At 38.5% G+C, this 20,756-nt stretch carries 18 protein-coding genes; 10 read left to right on the top strand and 8 right to left on the bottom strand.

What is annotated here, in order from left to right:
- Window positions 1–87 precede the first annotated feature (87 nt).
- Entirely contained in the window at window positions 88–1,836 is a 1,749-nt protein-coding gene (locus tag Q5760_RS22500; RefSeq protein ID WP_428912663.1) for an alkaline phosphatase D family protein, read from the bottom strand.
- Window positions 1,837–2,303: 467 nt separating this feature from the next.
- Between Q5760_RS22500 and Q5760_RS22495 the strand changes: the two genes are divergently transcribed.
- On the top strand, window positions 2,304–3,368 hold the full coding sequence (locus tag Q5760_RS22495; RefSeq protein ID WP_428909786.1) for a hypothetical protein: 1,065 nt from the start codon (window positions 2,304–2,306) through the stop codon (window positions 3,366–3,368).
- 464 nt (window positions 3,369–3,832) lie between these two features.
- On the opposite strand, the gene Q5760_RS22490 is transcribed toward Q5760_RS22495, so the two are convergent.
- Together Q5760_RS22490 and Q5760_RS22485 are read right to left on the bottom strand one after the other, a co-directional pair.
- A complete protein-coding gene (locus tag Q5760_RS22490) occupies window positions 3,833–4,003 on the bottom strand; it encodes a hypothetical protein (RefSeq protein ID WP_428912696.1) in 171 nt (56 codons plus the stop codon).
- A gap of 99 nt (window positions 4,004–4,102) precedes the next feature.
- Window positions 4,103–5,104 (bottom strand): LLM class flavin-dependent oxidoreductase, encoded by a 1,002-nt coding sequence (locus Q5760_RS22485; RefSeq protein WP_428909785.1) that lies wholly within the window; start codon window positions 5,102–5,104, stop codon window positions 4,103–4,105.
- A 195-nt stretch (window positions 5,105–5,299) separates the two neighbouring features.
- Between Q5760_RS22485 and Q5760_RS22480 the strand changes: the two genes are divergently transcribed.
- Window positions 5,300–5,824 carry a KdsC family phosphatase gene (locus Q5760_RS22480; RefSeq protein WP_428909784.1) on the top strand — a complete coding sequence of 175 codons (525 nt, stop codon included), beginning with the start codon at window positions 5,300–5,302 and terminating at the stop codon, window positions 5,822–5,824.
- Between the two features lie 543 nt (window positions 5,825–6,367).
- On the top strand, window positions 6,368–7,006 hold the full coding sequence (locus Q5760_RS22475; RefSeq protein ID WP_428909783.1) for a hypothetical protein: 639 nt from the start codon (window positions 6,368–6,370) through the stop codon (window positions 7,004–7,006).
- A 96-nt stretch (window positions 7,007–7,102) separates the two neighbouring features.
- Here the strand turns inward: Q5760_RS22475 and Q5760_RS22470 are convergent, their stop codons facing one another.
- Window positions 7,103–7,771: a DUF421 domain-containing protein gene (locus tag Q5760_RS22470; RefSeq protein ID WP_428909782.1), complete on the bottom strand. Its 669-nt coding sequence runs from the start codon at window positions 7,769–7,771 to the stop codon at window positions 7,103–7,105.
- A gap of 238 nt (window positions 7,772–8,009) precedes the next feature.
- On the opposite strand from Q5760_RS22470, the gene Q5760_RS22465 reads away from it, so the two are divergent.
- On the top strand, window positions 8,010–9,617 hold the full coding sequence (locus Q5760_RS22465; RefSeq protein WP_428909781.1) for a bifunctional metallophosphatase/5'-nucleotidase: 1,608 nt from the start codon (window positions 8,010–8,012) through the stop codon (window positions 9,615–9,617).
- Window positions 9,618–9,662: 45 nt separating this feature from the next.
- The gene (locus tag Q5760_RS22460; protein WP_428909780.1) at window positions 9,663–10,112 is read left to right on the top strand and encodes a DUF2269 family protein; all 450 of its coding nucleotides are present in this window, start codon (window positions 9,663–9,665) and stop codon (window positions 10,110–10,112) included.
- Window positions 10,113–10,272: 160 nt separating this feature from the next.
- On the opposite strand, the gene Q5760_RS22455 is transcribed toward Q5760_RS22460, so the two are convergent.
- Window positions 10,273–11,139: a hypothetical protein gene (locus tag Q5760_RS22455; RefSeq protein ID WP_428909779.1), complete on the bottom strand. Its 867-nt coding sequence runs from the start codon at window positions 11,137–11,139 to the stop codon at window positions 10,273–10,275.
- A gap of 420 nt (window positions 11,140–11,559) precedes the next feature.
- Between Q5760_RS22455 and Q5760_RS22450 the strand changes: the two genes are divergently transcribed.
- From Q5760_RS22450 to Q5760_RS22430, 5 genes are all read left to right on the top strand, one after another.
- Window positions 11,560–12,645, top strand: coding sequence for an extracellular solute-binding protein (locus tag Q5760_RS22450; RefSeq protein ID WP_428909778.1), 1,086 nt, complete (start codon window positions 11,560–11,562; stop codon window positions 12,643–12,645).
- A 98-nt stretch (window positions 12,646–12,743) separates the two neighbouring features.
- A complete protein-coding gene (locus Q5760_RS22445) occupies window positions 12,744–13,772 on the top strand; it encodes an ABC transporter ATP-binding protein (RefSeq protein ID WP_428909777.1) in 1,029 nt (342 codons plus the stop codon).
- A gap of 17 nt (window positions 13,773–13,789) precedes the next feature.
- Window positions 13,790–15,514 (top strand): ABC transporter permease, encoded by a 1,725-nt coding sequence (locus tag Q5760_RS22440; protein WP_428909776.1) that lies wholly within the window; start codon window positions 13,790–13,792, stop codon window positions 15,512–15,514.
- Window positions 15,507–16,286 carry an endonuclease/exonuclease/phosphatase family protein gene (locus Q5760_RS22435; RefSeq protein ID WP_428909775.1) on the top strand — a complete coding sequence of 260 codons (780 nt, stop codon included), beginning with the start codon at window positions 15,507–15,509 and terminating at the stop codon, window positions 16,284–16,286. The genes Q5760_RS22440 and Q5760_RS22435 overlap by 8 nt, the downstream gene beginning before the upstream one ends.
- 48 nt (window positions 16,287–16,334) lie before the next feature.
- Window positions 16,335–17,069: a DeoR/GlpR family DNA-binding transcription regulator gene (locus tag Q5760_RS22430; RefSeq protein ID WP_428912662.1), complete on the top strand. Its 735-nt coding sequence runs from the start codon at window positions 16,335–16,337 to the stop codon at window positions 17,067–17,069.
- A gap of 110 nt (window positions 17,070–17,179) precedes the next feature.
- Here the strand turns inward: Q5760_RS22430 and Q5760_RS22425 are convergent, their stop codons facing one another.
- The 3 genes from Q5760_RS22425 to Q5760_RS22415 form a co-directional block, all read right to left on the bottom strand.
- Window positions 17,180–18,145 carry a hypothetical protein gene (locus Q5760_RS22425; protein WP_428909774.1) on the bottom strand — a complete coding sequence of 322 codons (966 nt, stop codon included), beginning with the start codon at window positions 18,143–18,145 and terminating at the stop codon, window positions 17,180–17,182.
- A gap of 81 nt (window positions 18,146–18,226) precedes the next feature.
- Entirely contained in the window at window positions 18,227–19,606 is a 1,380-nt protein-coding gene (locus tag Q5760_RS22420; protein WP_428909773.1) for a nuclease-related domain-containing protein, read from the bottom strand.
- Between the two features lie 204 nt (window positions 19,607–19,810).
- Window positions 19,811–20,275, bottom strand: coding sequence for a hypothetical protein (locus Q5760_RS22415; protein ID WP_428909772.1), 465 nt, complete (start codon window positions 20,273–20,275; stop codon window positions 19,811–19,813).
- Window positions 20,276–20,756: the final 481 nt, after the last annotated feature.

The raw sequence follows: 20,756 nt of genomic DNA, 5'->3' as shown, positions 1-20,756 counted from the left end.
GAAATCATATTTAATAATTTTTTACTAAATTAAGAAGGAAACGAGTACAGAAATCCGTCAGGAATTAAGAAACATCCCAGCTGGAATTTAATTCAATACTTTCTTCCGTTTTTTCTCCATTTGTTTTTCGTGTGCGCGGTGGTGGGCACGATGACGGTCTTCTTCGACCTCTGTTGACATTTGAACGCCATTTGGAATCGTTCTAGAGTCTATTTCCTTCAGTCCAGACTGATTTTTTTCAAACACAAATGACGCTCTTGTTGAGATATCCGCACCCGGCTTTGTCACGTATGGAACAACGCGATAGTCTGCACGCCATTGGTCCGGCGTTACTTGGCAGCGAACATAGCCGCGATAATTGTTAAAGAATTTAATATGCGGGTTTAGGGATAATGTTTTTTCTGTATCGGCACGCCAATCAGAACCGTCTCCACCTGATGAAATGGAGGTTCCAACAAACTCTGCTCCAATCACTTGAGATTCAGGATTATTATAGTCCGTTACTAGATTGGCCGCCCAGCTTGCATGAACATCCCCAGTCAACACGACCAGGTTGTTGATATTCTTTTCTATAGAAAAATCAGTAATGCGCTGACGGGCTGCATGATAACCGTCCCATGAATCCATGCTCAATCTCGGTGCATCGCTTGTCCCGAAGTTCCGCTGTGCGAAGAAAATCTGCTGCGCGAGGACATTCCATTTAGATTTAGAGCTTCCTAAATGATCAAGCAGCCATTTTTCCTGTTCGGATCCTAGAAGAGTACGATTTGGATCAAGTGATTCCGCTGAAGGCGGCTTCGTTCCATCGCCATTCGCTTGGTCATCACGGTACTGGCGAGTATCTAATACAAAGAAGGAAGTTAAATCGCCGTAAGTGAAGTGTCGGTACAATTGCATGCCACCATCATAAGGAAGTGAAGATTTACGAAGCGGCATGTGCTCATAGTAAGCCTGGTATGCAGCGGCACGGCGCTTAATAAATTCGTCAACAGATTGTCCTTTTTCAGGGGTGATATTCGCATAGTTATTTTCCACTTCATGGTCATCCCAAGTAACCACCCATGGGAAGGCTGCGTGTGCCGCTTTCAGGTCAGCGTCTGAACGATATTGAGCGTAGCGGTTCCGGTAGTCTTCAATGGTAATGATTTCTGGACCGCTATGAGTTCGGACATTGCCCGTAGACGAAATATATTCGTTTGGACCGTATTCATATATATAGTCACCGAGATGGAAGACAAGATCAAGATCCTCATTTGCCATATGCTTATAAGCGGTATAGTAGCCGTGTTCAAACTGCTGACAGGAAGCAAAAGCAAAGGTCAAGCTTCCTACACTTGCACCGATTGCTGGAAGCGTTTTTGTTTTTCCAACAGGGCTTACCTCATTACCACATTTAAAACGATAATAGTACACCGTGTTTGGTTTTAAAGCATTTACCTCTACATGAACGGAATGTGCAAGGTCAGGAGAAGCAAGTTCATTGCCGCGCTGGATAACGTTGCGGAAGTTCTCATCCGTTGCCAGTTCCCAATTGACCGGAACGACATTGGCAGGCATTCCTCCGCCATTTAATGGATCCGGAGCAAGTCTTGTCCATAATACAACACTGTTTGATAATGGGTCCCCTGAGGCTACGCCAAGTGTGAATGGGTAGTTGTTAAATCTTGGAGCAGCATCAACCTTAAATCCTCCTAAAGACTGGGCAATCACAAGACCGAGTGAAGCCCCTGCAATTTTACTGGCCCCTTGAAGAAAGCTGCGGCGATCAATTTGCTTGTTCAATCTTTCTTCATTGAATTTTTTAATCAATTCATCTAAATGTCTGTCCACTGTGATTTTCTCCCTTCTTTTTATCAAATGTTTGAACCAATTATGATTATAGGAGGTAATTTTTAAAGGAGTGTAAAGAATTTTTTTAGAGAAAAAAGTCGATTGATGGACAATAAGGTATTTTTTATCAGGACCTTGGGGTGCCTTTTGGGAACTATTTTTAAAAAAATTAGAATATTACGTTTCCCTTATGATCATTTTCGCAGCTTAACATAGGTCTTTCTTTCCCCTTTTGTTAATATTTTCTTTATATAAAAATTACATACAGAAAACGCTGCAGAAAATTGGGATCAGACCCCCACTCACTTTATTTACTAGGCAATCTCCATTATGATAGTGGGCCATTTTTTTGCTTTATTCTAATAGTTTAATAGACTATATTTCTTGTACTTGAATGGAAATGGTAAAATATAACGGGTAATAATGATTCAGAATTACTTGAGAGAGAAGGGGTTATCTTGAACAGGAACAAGATGTTTAATCGATATGCTAAGGGCAGAAGCCATTTATATTTCAGTGAACTTGGTGGAAGTAATGAACGCTCCAATATAGTTAAAGGGTTTGTGAAGTGTAAGCTGATTCATACTATTGGTGAATCTCTAATTGTTCCAGATCTAATATTCTTGGAAGAAGATAAAGGAAATTGTTTTAAATGGATTCAGCCTCTATCTTTTTTCGGCTGTCGATTAATAATTACTGACAACGATATCCATTGTTCAATTGTAGTAGATATTTCTAGTAAACAGACAATAGAATTAAGATTTTCTAATACCGATTTTGTAAGAGGATATGATGATTATTCAGAGCTTTATAAGTGTGAAATTCATGCACCTAAGATGTTAAGTGAATACGCAACGGGAACAGGATATTTTAAAGAGAACTTTGAACCTTACATTCGTTTATACCACCATACCACTGCTAACGCTAAAGAGAGTATTATGAAAAGTGGACATTTTTATGATAGTCGAGGTAACTTTGCTGGTACTAAAGAACTGACTTCAATAGGATACTTGTATTTAACATGTTTAGATAAAATCGTTAATGAAGCGGATTTACAACAAGTAGCAATGTCTAGTCAAAAATATATTGATTTAAGAACAGATGACAACGGTCATATTAGAAGGCTAAGAGTACTTCATCGTCAGACAAAAGAGCTAGAAGCTACTATCCCCTTAGATGTAAATGTACAAGCAATTGCTTCTCAGCATTTACATCGTCATCTTATTGGTGCCACCTATTATGCAATTTGCAACCCATTTATTTATAGAATCGGAGTTGAACCGAAAGCTGGTATAGATTTTATTAACTCTATTATAGAACAAGATAATACGAAGAAAGCAGATTATATTGTAGCGGGAGATTGTAGGACGATTGAAGGGCTAATAGCTCCATATGACGAAGAGAACACAGAGTACATTTATAAGATTGAAAAAGTAAGCGAGTCAGGGAATTCGAATGCTTTAGAGTTTTGGTTAACAAACAGGAATTCAGATCAATATACAGATAAACATGTGGAGTTCACTGAATTCAAGAAGTAACAACTTAATATGCTATCGAAAATCCCCCCTATTGATATAGAAGAAACTTGACTAATAATGCTCATTACCTAAATTGGTTGTGGGCATTTTTTTGCGTTATATGTAGTGGGATTCGCTATAAGAATGAAACGTGGAAATAGAAGGAAGTAGGACTAAGAATAATCGATTAATATAATAGTATAGACTGGGATATCTCAGTCTATATTTTGTGTATTTTTATCCATTCTAGCCTTACGTTACAGCAAGCAATCGAGTTAATTCAAATTATACGGTTAGCAAGGACAATACCCGATTTAGATGAAGCCTGGATATCACTGATGAGTCTATTTGGAAAGCCATTACTCAAGGCGTGTTAACCACTTAAAAGAACAGTTGAAAGTAGAGAAACGTTCATAGTAGTAATAAAAATTGAAATTATTTAGCGTCAGGCTGTAAAGCTAAATTAAATTAAACAGTTTTCCCAATCAATAACAAACAGATTTACAACCAAGATGATGATTCATTTCCTCTTTTAACATCACTTCAAACATAGGATCAAAAATATCCTTAAGTACATTTTGCATATCTTGTATAGACTCTGGTTGGTATTGTTCTATAATTCTAGTAGCAAATTCTTTTCCATAATAACTCCCCAACCCAAATAATCATATTTTCAATAAAAAAACTAAACTGGTAAGTAGGAACCGTGCTTTCCTAATTACACAGTTTAGTTTACACTCCTATTTTTTATTGTTTTAAGCGTTTTGAATGATATCTGCTACGATTTCGTAGGATTGTAAGCGGGCTTGGTGGTCAAAAATTTGGCTGTTTATGATAATTTCATCGGTTTGTGTTTCTTCCACAAATTTTTCGAGTTTTGCTTTTACAGTCTCTCGGCTGCCAATGATCGAGCCTGCTAATTTTTGCTGTAAAATCTGCTTTTCATAAGGGTTACATAGAGCATCGATATCCTCAACTGGAGGTTGAAGAGGGACTTGCTCATTACGAATCAGTCCAAGATGATGTTGCAGCAAGGAGGTTGATCGCTTTTGTGCTTCTTCATCCGTTTCTGCAGCAATGATATTGGTCCCAATCATGACATACGGCTCTTGCAAGATTGCCGATGGTTTAAAGTTATTTCGATATAAGGCAAGAGCAGGCAATGTATTTTCTGGTGAAAAATGATTTGCAAAGGCAAAAGGAAGACCTAGTTGTGCCGCTAATCCAGCGCTAAAACCACTTGAGCCAAGAAGCCAAATCGGCATTTGAAGACCTCTGCCAGGGATGGCGTTCACTCTCATATTTTCAGGGCTAAAATAAGCTCTAAGTTCTGCCACTTGTTCTGGAAAATCACGTCCATCACTATTAACGCTACGACGTAAAGCATTTGCCGTAAGCTGGTCTGTTCCAGGAGCACGACCTAGACCTAAATCGATTCGACCAGGAAATAGCGTTTCTAATGTTCCGAATTGCTCGGCTACTACGAGTGGAGCATGGTTCGGCAGCATAATTCCCCCTGAACCTACTCGAATGGTTGATGTATTCGCCGCGATATGGCCTATTAAAATGGAAGTAGCAGAGCTGGCAATTCCCGGCTTATTGTGATGCTCCGCTAACCAATATCTTTTATATCCCCAATTCTCTGCATGCTGAGCTAAATCCGCCGAACGTTTAAAAGACGTGCCCGCATCACTTCCTTCAGCAATCGGAACCAAGTCTAGGATGGAATACGCAATATCTTGTAGCGTTTTGTTCATTACTTTTTCAACTTCTTTCTATGATAGTATATTAATATAAGAGTATATGAATAGTTTATCAGTAATTAAGAAAATTTAAAATAATAATGAAACATGGGGACGGTTCTGCCTGTTTCAGCCGGGACAGGGGGGCAAGTTCTTTGGCCCAAACTAAGCATCTTCTAGTAGGGCAATGAAGGGAGAGCGTATCGAAAAGTGAATCGTATTAAATTAATCGTTTTAGATGTTGATGGGGTACTTACAGATGGCAAACTTTATATAGGAAGTGATGGAGAAGAATATAAATCATTTCATACACAAGATGGGATGGGGATTAGTATTGCCCGTTATACAGGAATAAAGTTTGCGATTATAAGCGGGAGAACCTCGAAGGCAGTATCAAAACGAGCCGAAGAGTTAAAATTTGATTATGTTTATCAGGGCATTTCAGAGAAAATAAAGGTACTGGAGGAAATTAGGGAAAAAACGGGCATACGACTTGAGGAAATCTGCTATGTTGGAGATGACATCAATGATTTGCCTATATTAAAAATGGTCGGTTTCCCCTGTGCGCCTCATAATGCTGTTCCTCTTGTGAAAGAATCGGTTCAATTCGTTGCACCTTCTAATGGAGGAGAAGGTGCGGTGAGAGAAATTATCGACGAAATCCTTCAGAAAAGCGAAAACTACTATCAGATCATTAAAGATTTTCTAGCAGGTAAAATACTGGACCGACAGTGAGCCAAGGAAACACATCAGTTCTCTGACCATTTTCAACACTGTGGAAGAGGGACATGGGGACAGGTCGCCACCCAGCCACTGTCCCTAATTTTGGTTGCCTATGGCACTCCGAATTTTGTTAAACTAATGTTCCTGATATTAACTTAGCTAGGGTTAGTCTAGGCAAGCTTCTTACTTAACTAGAAACAGGGGAATCAATCAGTTGAAAAATTTGTTCGATCCATTCGAATATAGGCGTCTGTCAAATCCGAAATCTATACTTCCATTCTAGTAATTTTTATGCTTAGACGCTGTATAAACCGCTCCCAAAATACCTGAGATAGATTGAGTTATCTGTCCATAATCATTATTTGTAATTCCTTCAAATAATTGATGAGAGAGGGGTGAAATCGTACACAACGTGGCAAAATCTAGATTAACATTTTTGGGTGCCTGTTACCTACTGCCAATTGTGTGGACTTTATTATACAATAATCATTTTGTATCCTGTAACGTATAAGTTTACAATAGGGAAGATATGAAAATTACAGCTAGGAGAGACAAATGGATAAGAAAGAACAATCATTATTGAACTATTATTATAGTAAGTTGGTAAATCATACGTTTGATGAGAAGGATGTCTGTCCTTTTTTACAATTAATCCGCAAGCGATGCAAAGAGATTCGTAGTATTAATGAACTTGCAGATTTAGTTGTACTGCGGGAGCAGTATACAGGTTTGATCAAGGACCATTTATTTGAAATGAGAAAAAGGTTTGAAAGCCTCGGAAAAACGAAAACGTCTATTAAGATAGAAGATGTATTTTCCTTTAAGGAAATCAAAAGTGGAGTAAACAAAGCTTTAGAGGAAATGCAGTTAGAGAGTTTAACAAACGAGCAGATGAATGATTTTGTTACTTGCCTCATTTCCATCCTGCAGCAGATTCCCATCATGGACAATGACAGAGAATTTGGAAAGCTCTTTTTTGCTATCTCACGTAAACAAATCATCTTAATGGCAGAAATAGAGGTTAATCAAAATGGATCCAAGAAGACGAATGCGGTCTACCCTGTCCTAACGACCAATAATAATTATCTGGATATCAAAAAGCAGGATCGATTTGACACACCTTATCTGTTTGCTGATAAGGTGATTGAGATCATTCGTGTTGAAGGGAAGCTGGAGATGGTTATACCGGACTGAATTTCTTTCATTTTCGGGTGAGGTCTCTGTTCCCTTGCTCCTTGATTGATATCCATAATAGAAAAAACTTTTAAAAAATCCATGGGTTAACGTAGCCTATTCGATATCCGAGCGTTTATGGATATTTAATTTCTTCGTCTTTTCACTCACATATGCATAAATGATATCCTTCACGTTTAATCTGCTGGCTGACAAGTGTTCCATTAGCCAATCTTGTGATTTTCCAAGAAGGATGAGGTTCCTTTCCTGCACCCGACCGTCAATAATCACCACAATCGGAAGACCCTCATCCTCAATTGGGATCTGCAGGTGCCCAACCGTGACGGGGGTGTTTTCCGCCTTTGGAATGATGCTGATTTCTCCAATTGGCTCAAGCATGGCATAATCAATGTCTTCAATTTTCGGATAGCCTTTGCTTCTTAAAATCGATAGCAGCTGGGCATACGATAGCCGTGATTTTTCCATATTGTCTTCTACAATTTCCCCGTGCTTGACCAAAAGCGTAGGCTCACCTAAAAATAAACGGTTTCCCCATTGCCATAAAGTTAATTTAGAGAACAGGATATGTAGGACTAACAAGATCTCTAAAGCGGATAATGTTGGATAGAACTCCGTGCTGATGAGCGGTTCGGATGCAACCGTTCCCACAATAATAATTGCGACTAAATCATAAGGAGTCATTTGAATGATCGTTGATTTGCCCATTATTCTCATCATCGCAATCGTTACCATGTAGAGGACCAGTATCTTGAGGATTAAAATCATCGCTTTCACTCCATAAAGTAATATAAGTAAAATACCCGAAAAAGGATTAGTCTATACATGGAATCAGGGGGACGGTTCTCTTTGTTTCTATTTAGAATAGGATAGTGAAACGGGTAGAACCGTCCCCGTGTTTGGGAATTGTCACAAAAGTAGTATTTTTACAAAATTATTACTTCCTTCAAGCTTTAAGTTAACACTGTCAAGTTAATGTTAACTTAAAAAAGGGGAGGGGACCTGGGTGTTACATAGGAGGAAGATTATACTATGCATTTTAATATCTTTTACTCTGATAAGTACATCTGCATGTGATAGGCAACTACAGCATGCGAATGCGGAAGACAATTATATTTCCATTCAGTTATTAGGCATTAATGATTTTCATGGACAGCTGGACGTGTACCGTACTGTGAATGGAAAACAGGTCGGTGGTGCAGAATATTTAGCCTCTTATTTAAAAAAATATGAACAAGAAAATGAAAATACGCTGCTCCTTCATGTTGGAGATTCGATAGGAGCCAGTGCGCCGGTTTCCTCTCTTCATCAGGATGAACCAACGATTGATTTTTTAAATCGGTTAGGCTTTGATGTCGGAACAGTGGGAAACCATGGGTTTGATGAAGGATATGAAGAGTTAGAGCGACTGTTATTTGGTGGAAGTCATGAACATACTGGATATTTTGAAGGGGTAAATTTTCCACATACCGCTGCAAATGTGATGGATCAAGAAACGGGAAAATCCATTCTTCCTCCCTATGTGATTAAAGAGGTAAGTGGGATCCCTATTGGATTTATTGGCATTGTAACAACGGAGACAACCAAATTTGTTCTTCCCGATGGAATAAAAGGGGTTGTGTTTACTGATGAGGTCGCAGCTATAAATCAGGCAGCGGAAGAATTGATAGAAAAAGGGGTAAAAGCGATTGTTGTCCTTGCGCATAATTCGGTATCTACTAAAAAAGATGGCTCCGATCCTTCCGGGGACGTCGTTGAATTTGCCCAAAGGGTAGATGATGAAATTGATATTATTTATGGCGCCCATAATCATACCTATGCGAATACCATTATTGATCAAAAACTCATTGTACAATCTTATTCAAATGGAACGGCCTTTTCGGATGTGGATATTAAGATTGATCCGGAGACTGGGGACATTGTCGAAAAGAAGGCCGAAATCGTAAGAACCTATCATAAAGGCATGGAACCAGATGCTGAGATAAAAGAAATGGTCGATTCCTATCGAGAGCCGGTAGATTCTTATGTTCAAAAAGTCATTGGATACAGTAGTGATAAGATGACGAGAAAGCAGAATCAAAGTGGGGAATCTGGACTGGGGAATGTCATAGCAGATTCGCTCCGTCACGAAATGGAAACAGATGTAGCCTTTGTGTATCCAGGAGGAATACGTGCGGACCTTGACAAAGGTGAAATCACTTGGGGAGAAGTGTACACCGCATTTCCGTTTGACTTTCGTCTTGTAAAAATGAATCTGACGGGTGAACAAATGAAAGCGGTCTTGGAAGAGCAGTGGATGGGTGGTGAACCACGTATCCTGCAAATTTCCGGAATGCGTTATACATGGGATGCTCATATGCCCATTGGGGAACGGATCAAGGAATTATTGGATGAGGATGGACATCCAATCGATGATCATCAAATGTATACAGTGACGATGAATGAATTCTTAGCAGGGGGCGGAGATGGATTTAGTGTCTTTCGGAAAGGGACGAATTTCATGGAGGGATCGACTGAACTGGATGCTTTGACCCGATATATCCAAGGTCATGAAGGAGACATACTAGTTCCCAAGTTAAATAGAATCAAGGAGGTTAACATTTTCATAAAGTAAATATTTAGAATAATGGATAGCGATAAAATAGGGGGTGATGGAAATATGGAATATTTGCTGTTAATACACATTTTCTCTGCAATTATTTTACTGGGAAATATCATTACAGCTGCCTTTTGGAAATTGAAAGCAGAGTTTTCAAGGGATGACGCTCATATCAATAAGACGACTAAAAATATTATGATGGCTGATTATATTTTTACCATTCCTAGTATCCTATCATTACTTATTACTGGCTTTATTTTGGCCACGAATCGTCATTATTCTTTTAATGAATTAAATTGGTTAACCGTTTCTTTAGGGCTATTTACCCTAACAGGAGTGATATGGCTTTCTTTTTTACTCCCTCTCCAAAGAAAAATGATTAAATACAGTGGTGAAGAATTCCAAATCACTAACTATCAAAAAGCCTCTAGAGCTTGGGATATGATTGGTATCATTGCAACGATTATTCCTATTGTTGTTCTATATTTAATGGTTACCAAACCTTTTTGAAACATGGGGACGGTTCTCGCGTTTCATTAGGTGAGTCAAGGGGACAGGGTCCTCGACTCATACCAGTATCAGATGATGAGTCACGGGACCTGTTCCTGTGACTCATGGAATCAGATAGTGAAACGGGCAGAACCGTCCCCGTGTTTCTTACCCCTGTTTCTTATACCCCAAACCGAATATACAACCGATCATCAAATGATACATTTCCTTTACGTAATCCTTTTGTGCATTTGTATTGTTGGAAGCATAGTGGATCTGTCTTCAAGAGGTCTTGAAGGCTGTCCTCAGATTCTTGAAGGGTAGGCTTAAGGTAAGGATATCCGTCCGACGCTAAGACCATTTCCTTTACGTTGCTTGGTACTTTAATCTTTTTGACTTTTGATAAGGCCACCTCAAACCCGTCAATTACTTCAAAGCCATATTGACTTTCAGGATCATTTTGCAGATAGTATTGCTGCTGAATCAAAGGTTTTATATAGTCCCATCCGCTGTCCTCCACTAACAGGTCTTCGACGGTCTTTCCTTTTTTGAGTTCTGCCTCTAAGAATAAGGATCTTGCATTGGCGGTGATGCTGTCTAATTCTTTCTCATTAATAAAAAGCTTTCCATCTATCATGGCTTGACAATCACCAATTTGCCAAATTTCCTGATGGTAGTGGCTATAAACCACCAAACTGGCAGTTGGAGCTAGGGTTCGATTATGCTTTATTTCTTCTAAAATCCCATTTTCTTGATAGGCTTGTTGCAAATCTTTATTGATATTTTCTATTAATTCTTCAAGCGTACATCTTTCATTCTCGATTTGTTCAATCGATTGTTTAATCACTTCAGCAGCAAACCGCCCAGGGGATTTACCCCTAATCACTCGGTCCCAGATGTTTGTAGCTCCATCAATGACTGCTACAAACTGATTATTGAACACATACATGTCTTCACATAAATCCTCGTTATTCTGTTTTCCTTGCTGAAATAACTCAATGAGTTCTATTCCCACTTCATCCACTCCTACTAGAAACTTTTTTTCCAATTATATTGATCCATTAATTTCTTAAGTTTATCAATTATTATCAGTCTAAGTGTAGACTATTAACCCCGTTTTAACGTTTTGTGAATAAATGTAAAGGTTAAAAGGTGTGAAACCTTTGCTGAAAGGAGCACATATATAAAGGAAGGAAGAGACAACCTTTTGGAAGTTAGTGTGCGGGTTTAATAGAATATCGCCATTGTAAAGGGTGACCTAAAGCCAATGTTGTCACGTTTCTTACAAAATCTATCAAACTTCAACAAATATTTACAGTAGGTTTACCTCTATCGGAAAAATGATTAACATTAAGAGTTTATACTAACCTCGTTGATAACAAATGATATTAAATGACAAAAAATGAAATATCATTGAATCTCAACAATCCTATTAAAAAATCGAAGGGATGGGAACAACAACATGGTTATGGGGAAAAAGTGGAAACATGTAAGTTTACTTTTCGTATTATTTCTTGCGCTTATATTAACAGCATGTGGCAATGGGGGAACGGCATCTACTACTGAAGAAACTGAAAATATTTCTGAAGCAACGAATAAAGATGAAAAATTAGTAGTATACACGAATTCAAATAGTGATGGCCGTGGGGAATGGCTAGTAGAAGAAGCCGAAAAAGCAGGCTTTAACATTGAAATTGTTGGCGCTGGGGGCGGAGACCTTACAAACCGTTTGATCTCGGAAAAAGCAAAACCAGTAGCCGATGTTGTATTTGGGTTAAATCATATGTTCTTTGAACAATTACAATCAGAAGATGTATTGCTTCCATATGAACCAGCATGGGCTGGAGAGGTTGAAGAAGGCATTAACGATCCTGATAACTATTACCATGGTTTAGTAAAACAAGCGTTAATTTTATCGTATAATCCTGAATTTGTTAAGGAAGAGGATGCACCTGAAGGCTATCTCGACTTGGCAAATAAGGAAGAGTTTGCTGGAATCTACCAGGCTCGTGATGATTTAGGAGCGGCTACGTCAAAAGTGATCGTTGCTGGGATTCTATCACAATTCCAAGATTCAAACGGGGAATTAGGAATTTCTGCAGAAGGCTGGGAAACGATTGAACGTTATTTTGAGAATGGCGTGCAAATTCCAGAAGGTGAAGATTATTCCACTATGTTTGCGTCTGGTAAAGCACCAATTGGTACGATGATTTCTGGTGAATTAGGAGCAAAGACAGAACAATATGGAACAGAGCCAGCTTTTATCCATCCAGAAGCTGGAACACCGTTAGTCGTTGAAAGTGTTGGAATTGTCAATGGAACCGAACAAGAGAAATTAGCACAGGAATTTATCGATTGGTTTGGTTCTGCAGATGTTCAAGGGGCTTTCGCAGCTGAATTTAATGCCATGCCTGCTAATACGAAAGCTCAGGGTCAAGTGACTGAGTTCCAGAAAGAGGTATTTGCGGATGTCAAAGCGCAAGAGATTGACTGGGCATTTGTCACAGAAAACATTGATTCATGGGTAGAAAAACTAGAACTAGAAATCTTTTAAGCTAGTCATTTTTTAAACGATTAATAGGCTCAGGATTGAAATAATAGGATTTTATCATTATTTCAATCCTTTTTATTTTTGGAAAGAGGGAGAATTCGATGATTACTTTTAAAGATATCACCATCCAATATGATGATTTTATAGCGGTAAAGAAGTTGAATTTTGATGTGAAAGAAGGAGAGTTCTTCACCTTTTTAGGGCCTTCAGGCTGTGGAAAAACGACAACTTTACGTGCCTTAGTGGGTCTAACCCAGCCGTCGTCGGGGAGTATTTATTTAAATGACCGTGACATTACCAAGTTACCTACGGAAAAACGAGATATTAAAATGGTCTTCCAAAGCTACGCTCTGTTTCCAACGATGACGGTATTTGACAACATTGCATTTGGGCCAAAAGTGAATAAAGTGGATAAAGGGATGATTGAGAAAAAGGTTCATGAGATTGCAAGAAAGGTGGATCTAACTTCCGAGCAGTTGAGTAAGAAGGTATCCGAACTATCAGGCGGACAACAGCAGCGGGTGGCCATTGCCCGGGCACTGGTGAATCAGCCGAATATTTTAGTATTGGACGAGCCCTTGTCCAATCTCGATGCAAAGCTACGTGTGCAGCTGCGAAATGAGCTGAAAAGTTTGCAAAGAAACTTTGGGATTACGACGATTTATGTCACTCACGATCAGGAAGAGGCGTTGACCTTATCTGACCGGATTGCTGTTTTTAATAAGGGTGAAATTGAACAAATCGGGACACCCCAAGAGATTTATGAACAATCTGCAACGGAATTTGTCTGTAACTTTATTGGGGATAGCAATGATATGACAACCCTCGTTCATCGATATCCAGAAAAATTTCCTGCCTTGAATTTTAGAGATCACCGTCATTTCTATACACGAATTGAAAAATTAAAACTGTTTACTAGTGATCAATCTTATTCACTTAATGAGGACGAGGTCGCATTCGAAGGGGTTTTGGTCGATACGGAGTATTATGGCATTTACACGAAATATACCATCGCCATTGAGAATACCATTATACGCACCATTTTAAAGGAAAAACTGCCAATGGAAGAGTTACAAAACCAAAAGGTACGAGTTGTCCTAAATCAGCAGCACGTTCTGCAGTATGCATAAGAGGAGGTGGACCTGAGATGGATACGTTAAAAAACAAATTTAATCCCGTCATTATTCTTTTAAGCTTTTTAATCTCTTGGTTTGTCTTTGCCTTTTTGATTTTTCCGAATGTCAATACGATTTATGAGACCTTTTTCGGAACAGGTGACTTTTCGCTTGAACCTGTTCAAAAGCTTTTAAGTTCTGAGCGCGCGGTTCGCAGTATTTTTAATAGTATTTTATTAGCCGTTATTTTAACATGTACAGTTAATTTTGTAGGGATTGCCCTTGTATTAATCACAAATTATTTTGATATCAAAGGGGCCCGCTTTTTAAAAATAAGCTATTTTACCACCCTTATTTACAGTGGAGTTGCACTTAATTTAGGATATAAACTTGTTTATGGTGAGAATAGCCCATTGACTAACCTTTTTCTACAACTAAATCCGAATGGGGATCCTAACTGGTTTAGTGGGTTATTTGCGGTTACATTTGTCATGACTTTCGCGTGTACATCGAACCATGTGCTGTTTTTATCTAGTGCCCTGAAAAGCGTGGATTATCAGACCATTGAAGCAGCCAAAAATTTAGGGGCTTCGCAGTGGACAATTCTCAGGAAAGTGGTTCTCCCTACTTTAAAGCCTACGTTGTTTGCTTTGACGATTTTGACCTTTTTAACAGGATTAAGTGCCACTTCAGCGCCATTAGTGTTTGGTGGGAAAGAATTTGAGACGATTACCCCGATGATTCTAACCTTTGCCAACAGCTCTAGTTCAAAGGATTTAGCGACTGTGCTGGCACTGATTTTAGGGGTTGTAACCATTATTTTATTAACGTTCATGCTTCGATCTGAAGAAAAAGGGAACTACATGTCTATTTCTAAAACGAAGTCGAACTTGGTAAAACAAAAGATCAATCACAAACTGGGAAATGTGCTTGTCCACCTTTTTGCATATGGTGCTTTTGTGATCTATAGCCTTCCTGTGCTAGCCATTATTCTTTATTCCTTTACCGATTCCTTAGCGATTTCATCCGGTGTTCTGACTCTAGACAGTTTTACTTTAGATCATTACTTTTTGGCTTTTTCTAGTTTAGAAGCGCTCAGTCCTTATTTAGTATCACTAGGGTATGGTCTAGCGGGCTCTTTCTTGGTTGTTGCTTTTTGTTTGTTGTGTGCCTATTTGATGAAAAAATATAATAATACATTAACGAGGCTATTAGACTATGTGTTAATGATTCCTTGGTTCCTGCCATCCACATTGATTGCTGTTGGATTAATTGTTACGTTCAATACCAGCCAATGGATTGTGCTGAATCAGGTTTTTACTGGGACATTTTGGTTGCTGTTAATTGGCTATATCATCGTTCATATTCCGTTCACACTGCGTATCTCAAAGTCTACCTTTTACGGGATTAATCATGAAATCGAAGAAGCGGCCAAAAATTTAGGTGCCAATTCTTTCTATACATTTATTAAAGTGCTATTGCCGATCATTTTGCCTTCCATTGCAGGAATTTTTGCTCTAAATTTTATTGGTATTTTGCCAGATTACGATTTAACTGTGTTTCTCTATCATCCATTATATGAGCCACTAGGGATCACCATTATGAATGCGACGAGCAATTCCGTTTCAGCAGACACAAAGGCGCTGACTCTTGTTTATACGGCTATTTTAATGGTCTTAAACACGCTGATTCTTACAGCTGTTTATGGAAATGTAAGGTTTAAAAAAAGAAAGAGGAGAGGTGGTACACATGAGTAATTTACGTTTAGCGACCTATAACATCCGGATGGAAACCCCTGATGATGTCGAAGATCTTTGGGTGAATAGAAAAAATCAAGTCATGAAAGTCATTCGGGATTATGACTTTGATCTGGTGGGGCTACAGGAAGTAAAAGAGGGACAGCTACAGGATCTGCAATCATTAACGGATTATGATTATTTTGGAGTGGGTAGGTCCGAGGAAGAGAGCAATGAATACAATCCTATTTTTTATAAAAAATCAAAGTTCGATTTAGTAGAATTTGATACCTTTTGGCTGTCAGAGACATTAAAATATGAAGAGAAGGAGAAAAGATGGGAGGCCGACTGCCCGAGAATTTGTACGTGGGGAAGATTTCAGATTAGGGAGTCGGGGAAGGAATTTTATGTGTTTAATACCCATTTTGACCATCGCAGTGAAGAAGCTCGTTTTCAGTCTACACAGATTTTATTAGATCGGATTGCAGCGATCGTTGATCATCCGGTATTTTTAATGGGTGATTTTAATGGGGAGAGGGATGAACGGTTTTATCAAGTACTGGTTCCCGAGTTGAGAAATGTTGTCGATGGATCTCCACACCATACCGGTCCGACGGGAACCTGTACAGGTGTTGGTTTTAATCATGGATTAAGTTGGGATCAGTACCATTGGATTGATTATATTTTTGTGAATCAGTATGTAAGAGTGGAAAAAACGACGGTGATTACGGACCGATTCCATGGACGGTATCCTTCCGATCATTTTCCCGTTTGTGTAGATGTGGGATTGTGATGAGGGATGGAAGTGTTAAGAAAAGCGATATGAGTGGTGGTGAGGAAGATGATCCCTTTTAAACGACATGAATACATTTTAGAGAAATTGAAGAAAAAGCCTTCCTATATCACGGAGCTCGCGATGGAGATGGGGGTTTCGGAAATTACCGTCCGTCGAGATTTAAAGCAGCTTGAGGAAAAAGGAATCGTTGAAGTCAAGTATGGCGGTCTAGCTACGTTCATTGATACGACGAAAGAAACGTCCATGAGCAATCGTAATATTCTTTATGTAGAGGAAAAAAAACGAATTGCTGAAAAAGCGATCTCTTACATTGAAGATGGAGATATTATTTTCATTGACTCCGGCACGACGACCCAGATGATGTTCGAATGTTACCAGAATACGAATACAAATACAACGATCTATACAAATGGGATTACCAATATCAATATTGCGGTCGAGAGGAATATAAAGGTCAGTGTCATCGGAGGGAATTTAAAGCATGAAACGATGGCGATGGTGGGACCCATGGCGATTGAGGCGCTATCGAAAATTTATTTTGATAAAGTTTTTCTTGGGACCAATGCGATTGATTCAAGATTCGGACTGACCAATGCGGACCAAAATGAATCGTTACTCAAAGAATTAAGCATCAAAAATTCCCGCCAAGCCTTCGTCTTAGCGGATTCCTCTAAATTCGGAAAGGTGTCCCCCTATCAATTTGCCAGGATCGGGGACGTTCAAATCATAACCGATCACGTACCTGAAGAGTATCAGGGGTATGGGAATATCATTACATGAAACAGGGGGACGGTTCTCCTTGTTCCATTTTAAGCATAATAGGGAAGTGAAATACGGTGGCTCTCCTCATTTCATTTGATGAGGTGAAACAGGAGAACCGTCCCCCTGTTTCATCCCTGTGACTCAATCCAGCCATTCTCAACGCCGGCATGGAAGTTTCCATCTGCATGTGTAACTAAAATATTTACCTTTGTTGGATCTTCTTGGGAAGGAGTGTAGATAAGTAATTGTTCATTTTCTGGATTGTATAGGTAAATTGATTCGCTGTCACCCCTATATTTTTCACCATTAAATTGGTCTGAAATAGCGGTCTCTAACTGATCTTTACTTACCACTGCTGAAATAGAGTCTACCTGATTGCTATAATAAGAGATTAAAAGATGATTCATGTCAAAGGTCTGTATCCATTCATAAAATTCCTCTTCATCCGGACCTTCGTTTTCTGGATTTCCAATTAACCCCTTTACGATAGACGGCGTATCTCCCATTGATATACCAAAAACTTGGAAATTTCCATTATGAATCTGTAAGAGAGGTGGAATCTCAATCGACTCTGCTTTTTTATAATCGCCCTCTAAATATACTTGTGGTGTATGACAACCTCCATTAGGTATAGAAACAGTAATCACATCATGATTTTTAACAAAGGAACCGCCACAATCTGGATTTGAGCTACTTGTTAATTCAATAGAGTTTCCTTTAATCACACCTGTTCCTTCTAAGGAATTTCCATAAGAACTTAAATTAACAGGGTTCATTCTGCTTCCCGCTAGGAGGTAAGTGATCGTATCGTCATCCACCTGTTCAATCAAAAGTTGTCCAAGATTGTCATCACTTAGAAAAATCCACTTACCTTCCCAAGTGACCTCATCTTCATTTAATTCCATCTCATTTGCCGGCTTAGTTTTTTTCTCGTCATCTTGAGTAGAATTTTCTTCTAAATCACTTCCCGCCTTGTCTTGTTTAACCGTTTCCTGCTTTTGAATCGTTTGCTGCTCTTTTACCTCGCTCTGTTCGGTACAGCCTGCTAGTAGAATCGTTACAAAAATAAACAAACATGGCATGAATAACTTCAAATTCCTTTGCCTCCATTCTGCACCATATGAAAAAGAACTACTTCCTATAATGGTCTATATCCCATTTGTAGATTTCAACATTTATTTTCTGTGACCTTGTACTTCCCCTAAGTAGTCATAATACAATTGCCACATTGCCTGTCCGTGTTCTTCCAGGATATTAATTTTCGCACGATATTCTTCGATCCCTTTGGAGTAATCATGAACCGCATACTCTTTCGGAGGAAGTTGATTGGAAAGAATAATGTTCTTCACTCGATCCAATACATCTTGAGATAGACTATCTTGGAATTTCATGATGTGGTGATATAGTTGAGAAATTCGAATAACAGGTACATCCGATTCATTGTTAATCATGACATGATCATTTGCAATGACAATGACGGAATGATAGTGAATGGAAGGGGGAGCTTCCCCGTATAATTTCTCCCATTGTTCCCGAATGAATCGATCTTTTAGGAAGATATGCCGGTTATTTTGGGCCTGCACATCCTTCATGGGAATGATCGTACCGTTCTGATATATTTGCTGCCATTGGCCATCCTTTGCAATCTTTAGACTGTAATTCCCTTTTTCCGCAAAGTTCTTTACTTCTAAGAAAAAGATTCCGTTTGGTGAGAAGACAATACTATCTGTTTCAACAGAGTTTCCTTCTACTTCTAACCGAACATTAGATAAATACGTGCAATATGATTTCATTAAATCCAGTTCGTTCTCTACTCGTTCTTCTCCCCGGTTACCCGAAGCGATAATTCCTAACTCTTTTGAATAAGATTCATGAGCTTCTTGAACATACTCTTCGAATCTTTGAACGAGATTGATGCCTTTGTAAATCCAGTCTATGTCGTTTACGTTTTTTTGATAGAGTTGTTTGTTAAATTGTTCAAGAACATAGGGTTGATATTCAGACAATAGTGAAAAGTGTATTCGTTCTACCTGTGATACAGCGGCTTCTTCTTCTGTTAACCGTAGGTCCTCAAGGTGTTTTATTTTCTCGCTTAAGAATATTTCTTGTTGGTCATTGGCCATCTTCACTTTTTCAGGTTCCAAATGTTCCGGTGCAGTATCAATAAATTCCATATTGGTCTTTATTTTTTCAACCGTTGGAAACGGTGCATGTTTCTTAATTACTTGCCCAGCAATATAATCTACTTGCCGGACCTTTACCAACTCAGCATCATATTTTCTCTTACCTATATACCACAATACCCCCGCGCCTAATAGAAGAACGATAAAAAAGGTTGGAAGAGTTCTGATGGCAATTCTCCCCATCTCTTGCACAGCTGTTCCTTCGTATACATATGAATTGGAACCTTTTTGGATCACGCGAAAAATATAAATGACAACTGCTGCAATCAGTACTTTTACCATGCTTTTCCCAAAGAAATATTGATTATTCCATTTAACTTGTTCTAAGTGGGTTTTATAGTGCTCTCCTACGGTTTCATCGTGCATTCCCATATGTTTGCAGCTCCTCCGGTGTCATCTGAGAGTAACTCAAGTACTACCTCTAGCCTTTTGTAGAAAAGAAAGCTAGGTGGTACAGAAGTTTTTTATCTATATGATAGTTCTGATATAAATACGTATATCGTTTTTTATAAAAATGGAAGCAGGACCATAATTGGTTCCTGCTTCTAAAAATCCAGTTATTTATGTACTCATACCTTAAACTGCCTTTGTATATTGTTCTAATTCCTTTGCTTTTTTTAATCCATTGACTACTTGGTAAATTTTGAAAGGAGTAACAAACATACCGATCATTAGCGATAAAGCAAGTTTAATGCTGAAGTAAATGACCCAGCCGATCACTGGCATAAATAGGAAAATATTTGGAGTAATTCGGCTTAATACGCTCCAACCCCATGGAATACCTGCAATGAAGTATCCGCCTACAAGTGACATAAAGAAACCACTTTCCCCAGTGATTGAAAGGTAAAATCCAAAAATAAATAAGGCCACCATGATTACAGTATTTTTTATTAAGATGTTTCGATCATTGCCAATTCTAGCTAAATTACAACTATCACAAATGGGAAAAGAAAATTTTTCAGAACATGTTGGGCACAGTGCTTTTCCACAGTCTACACATTGAGACACAGCATCCATGTCATAATGCTTATGGCATTTCATACAATCACCTCCTTTTAACCTATTACTATATTACTATACATAGATTGGTTATAAAAGTATTTTTTGGAACGTGGGGACGGTTCTTGTTGTTTCATTACTTATCAAACGTTGCGAGACATGGGGATAGTGAACTTCATACCTGTTGATGGAAATGAATAATTCCTTTGAATGTTTTTGGGGAATATAACAATAGTTTTGGTTGGCTATTCGTTTGGCTCATAAAAGTAGACATTATAATTCCGGATTTTCTTTAAATGAAGAGGTTTGCTAATTTGTATGTTAAATATTAATAATACTATTTTTGTTTAATAGACTATAGGTCATGTATTCCTAACGGCAATTTTAGCCTTATTACTTCCACGTTTGACTACTTTATCAAATCTATTATTACCTGTATCGAGATGAATAAAAAGCAAACAGTTAAAGATTCAATATTATTCTTCATATTGACTAATGTTAACCGTATATCTTATTTTGTTTG

Source organism: Niallia sp. Kr1, assembly GCF_050389805.1.
Taxonomy (GTDB): Bacteria; Bacillota; Bacilli; order Bacillales; family Cytobacillaceae; genus Bacillus_BD.
The sequence above is the reverse complement of the archived record's forward strand: the minus strand, read 5'-3'. Positions and strand labels throughout refer to the sequence as shown.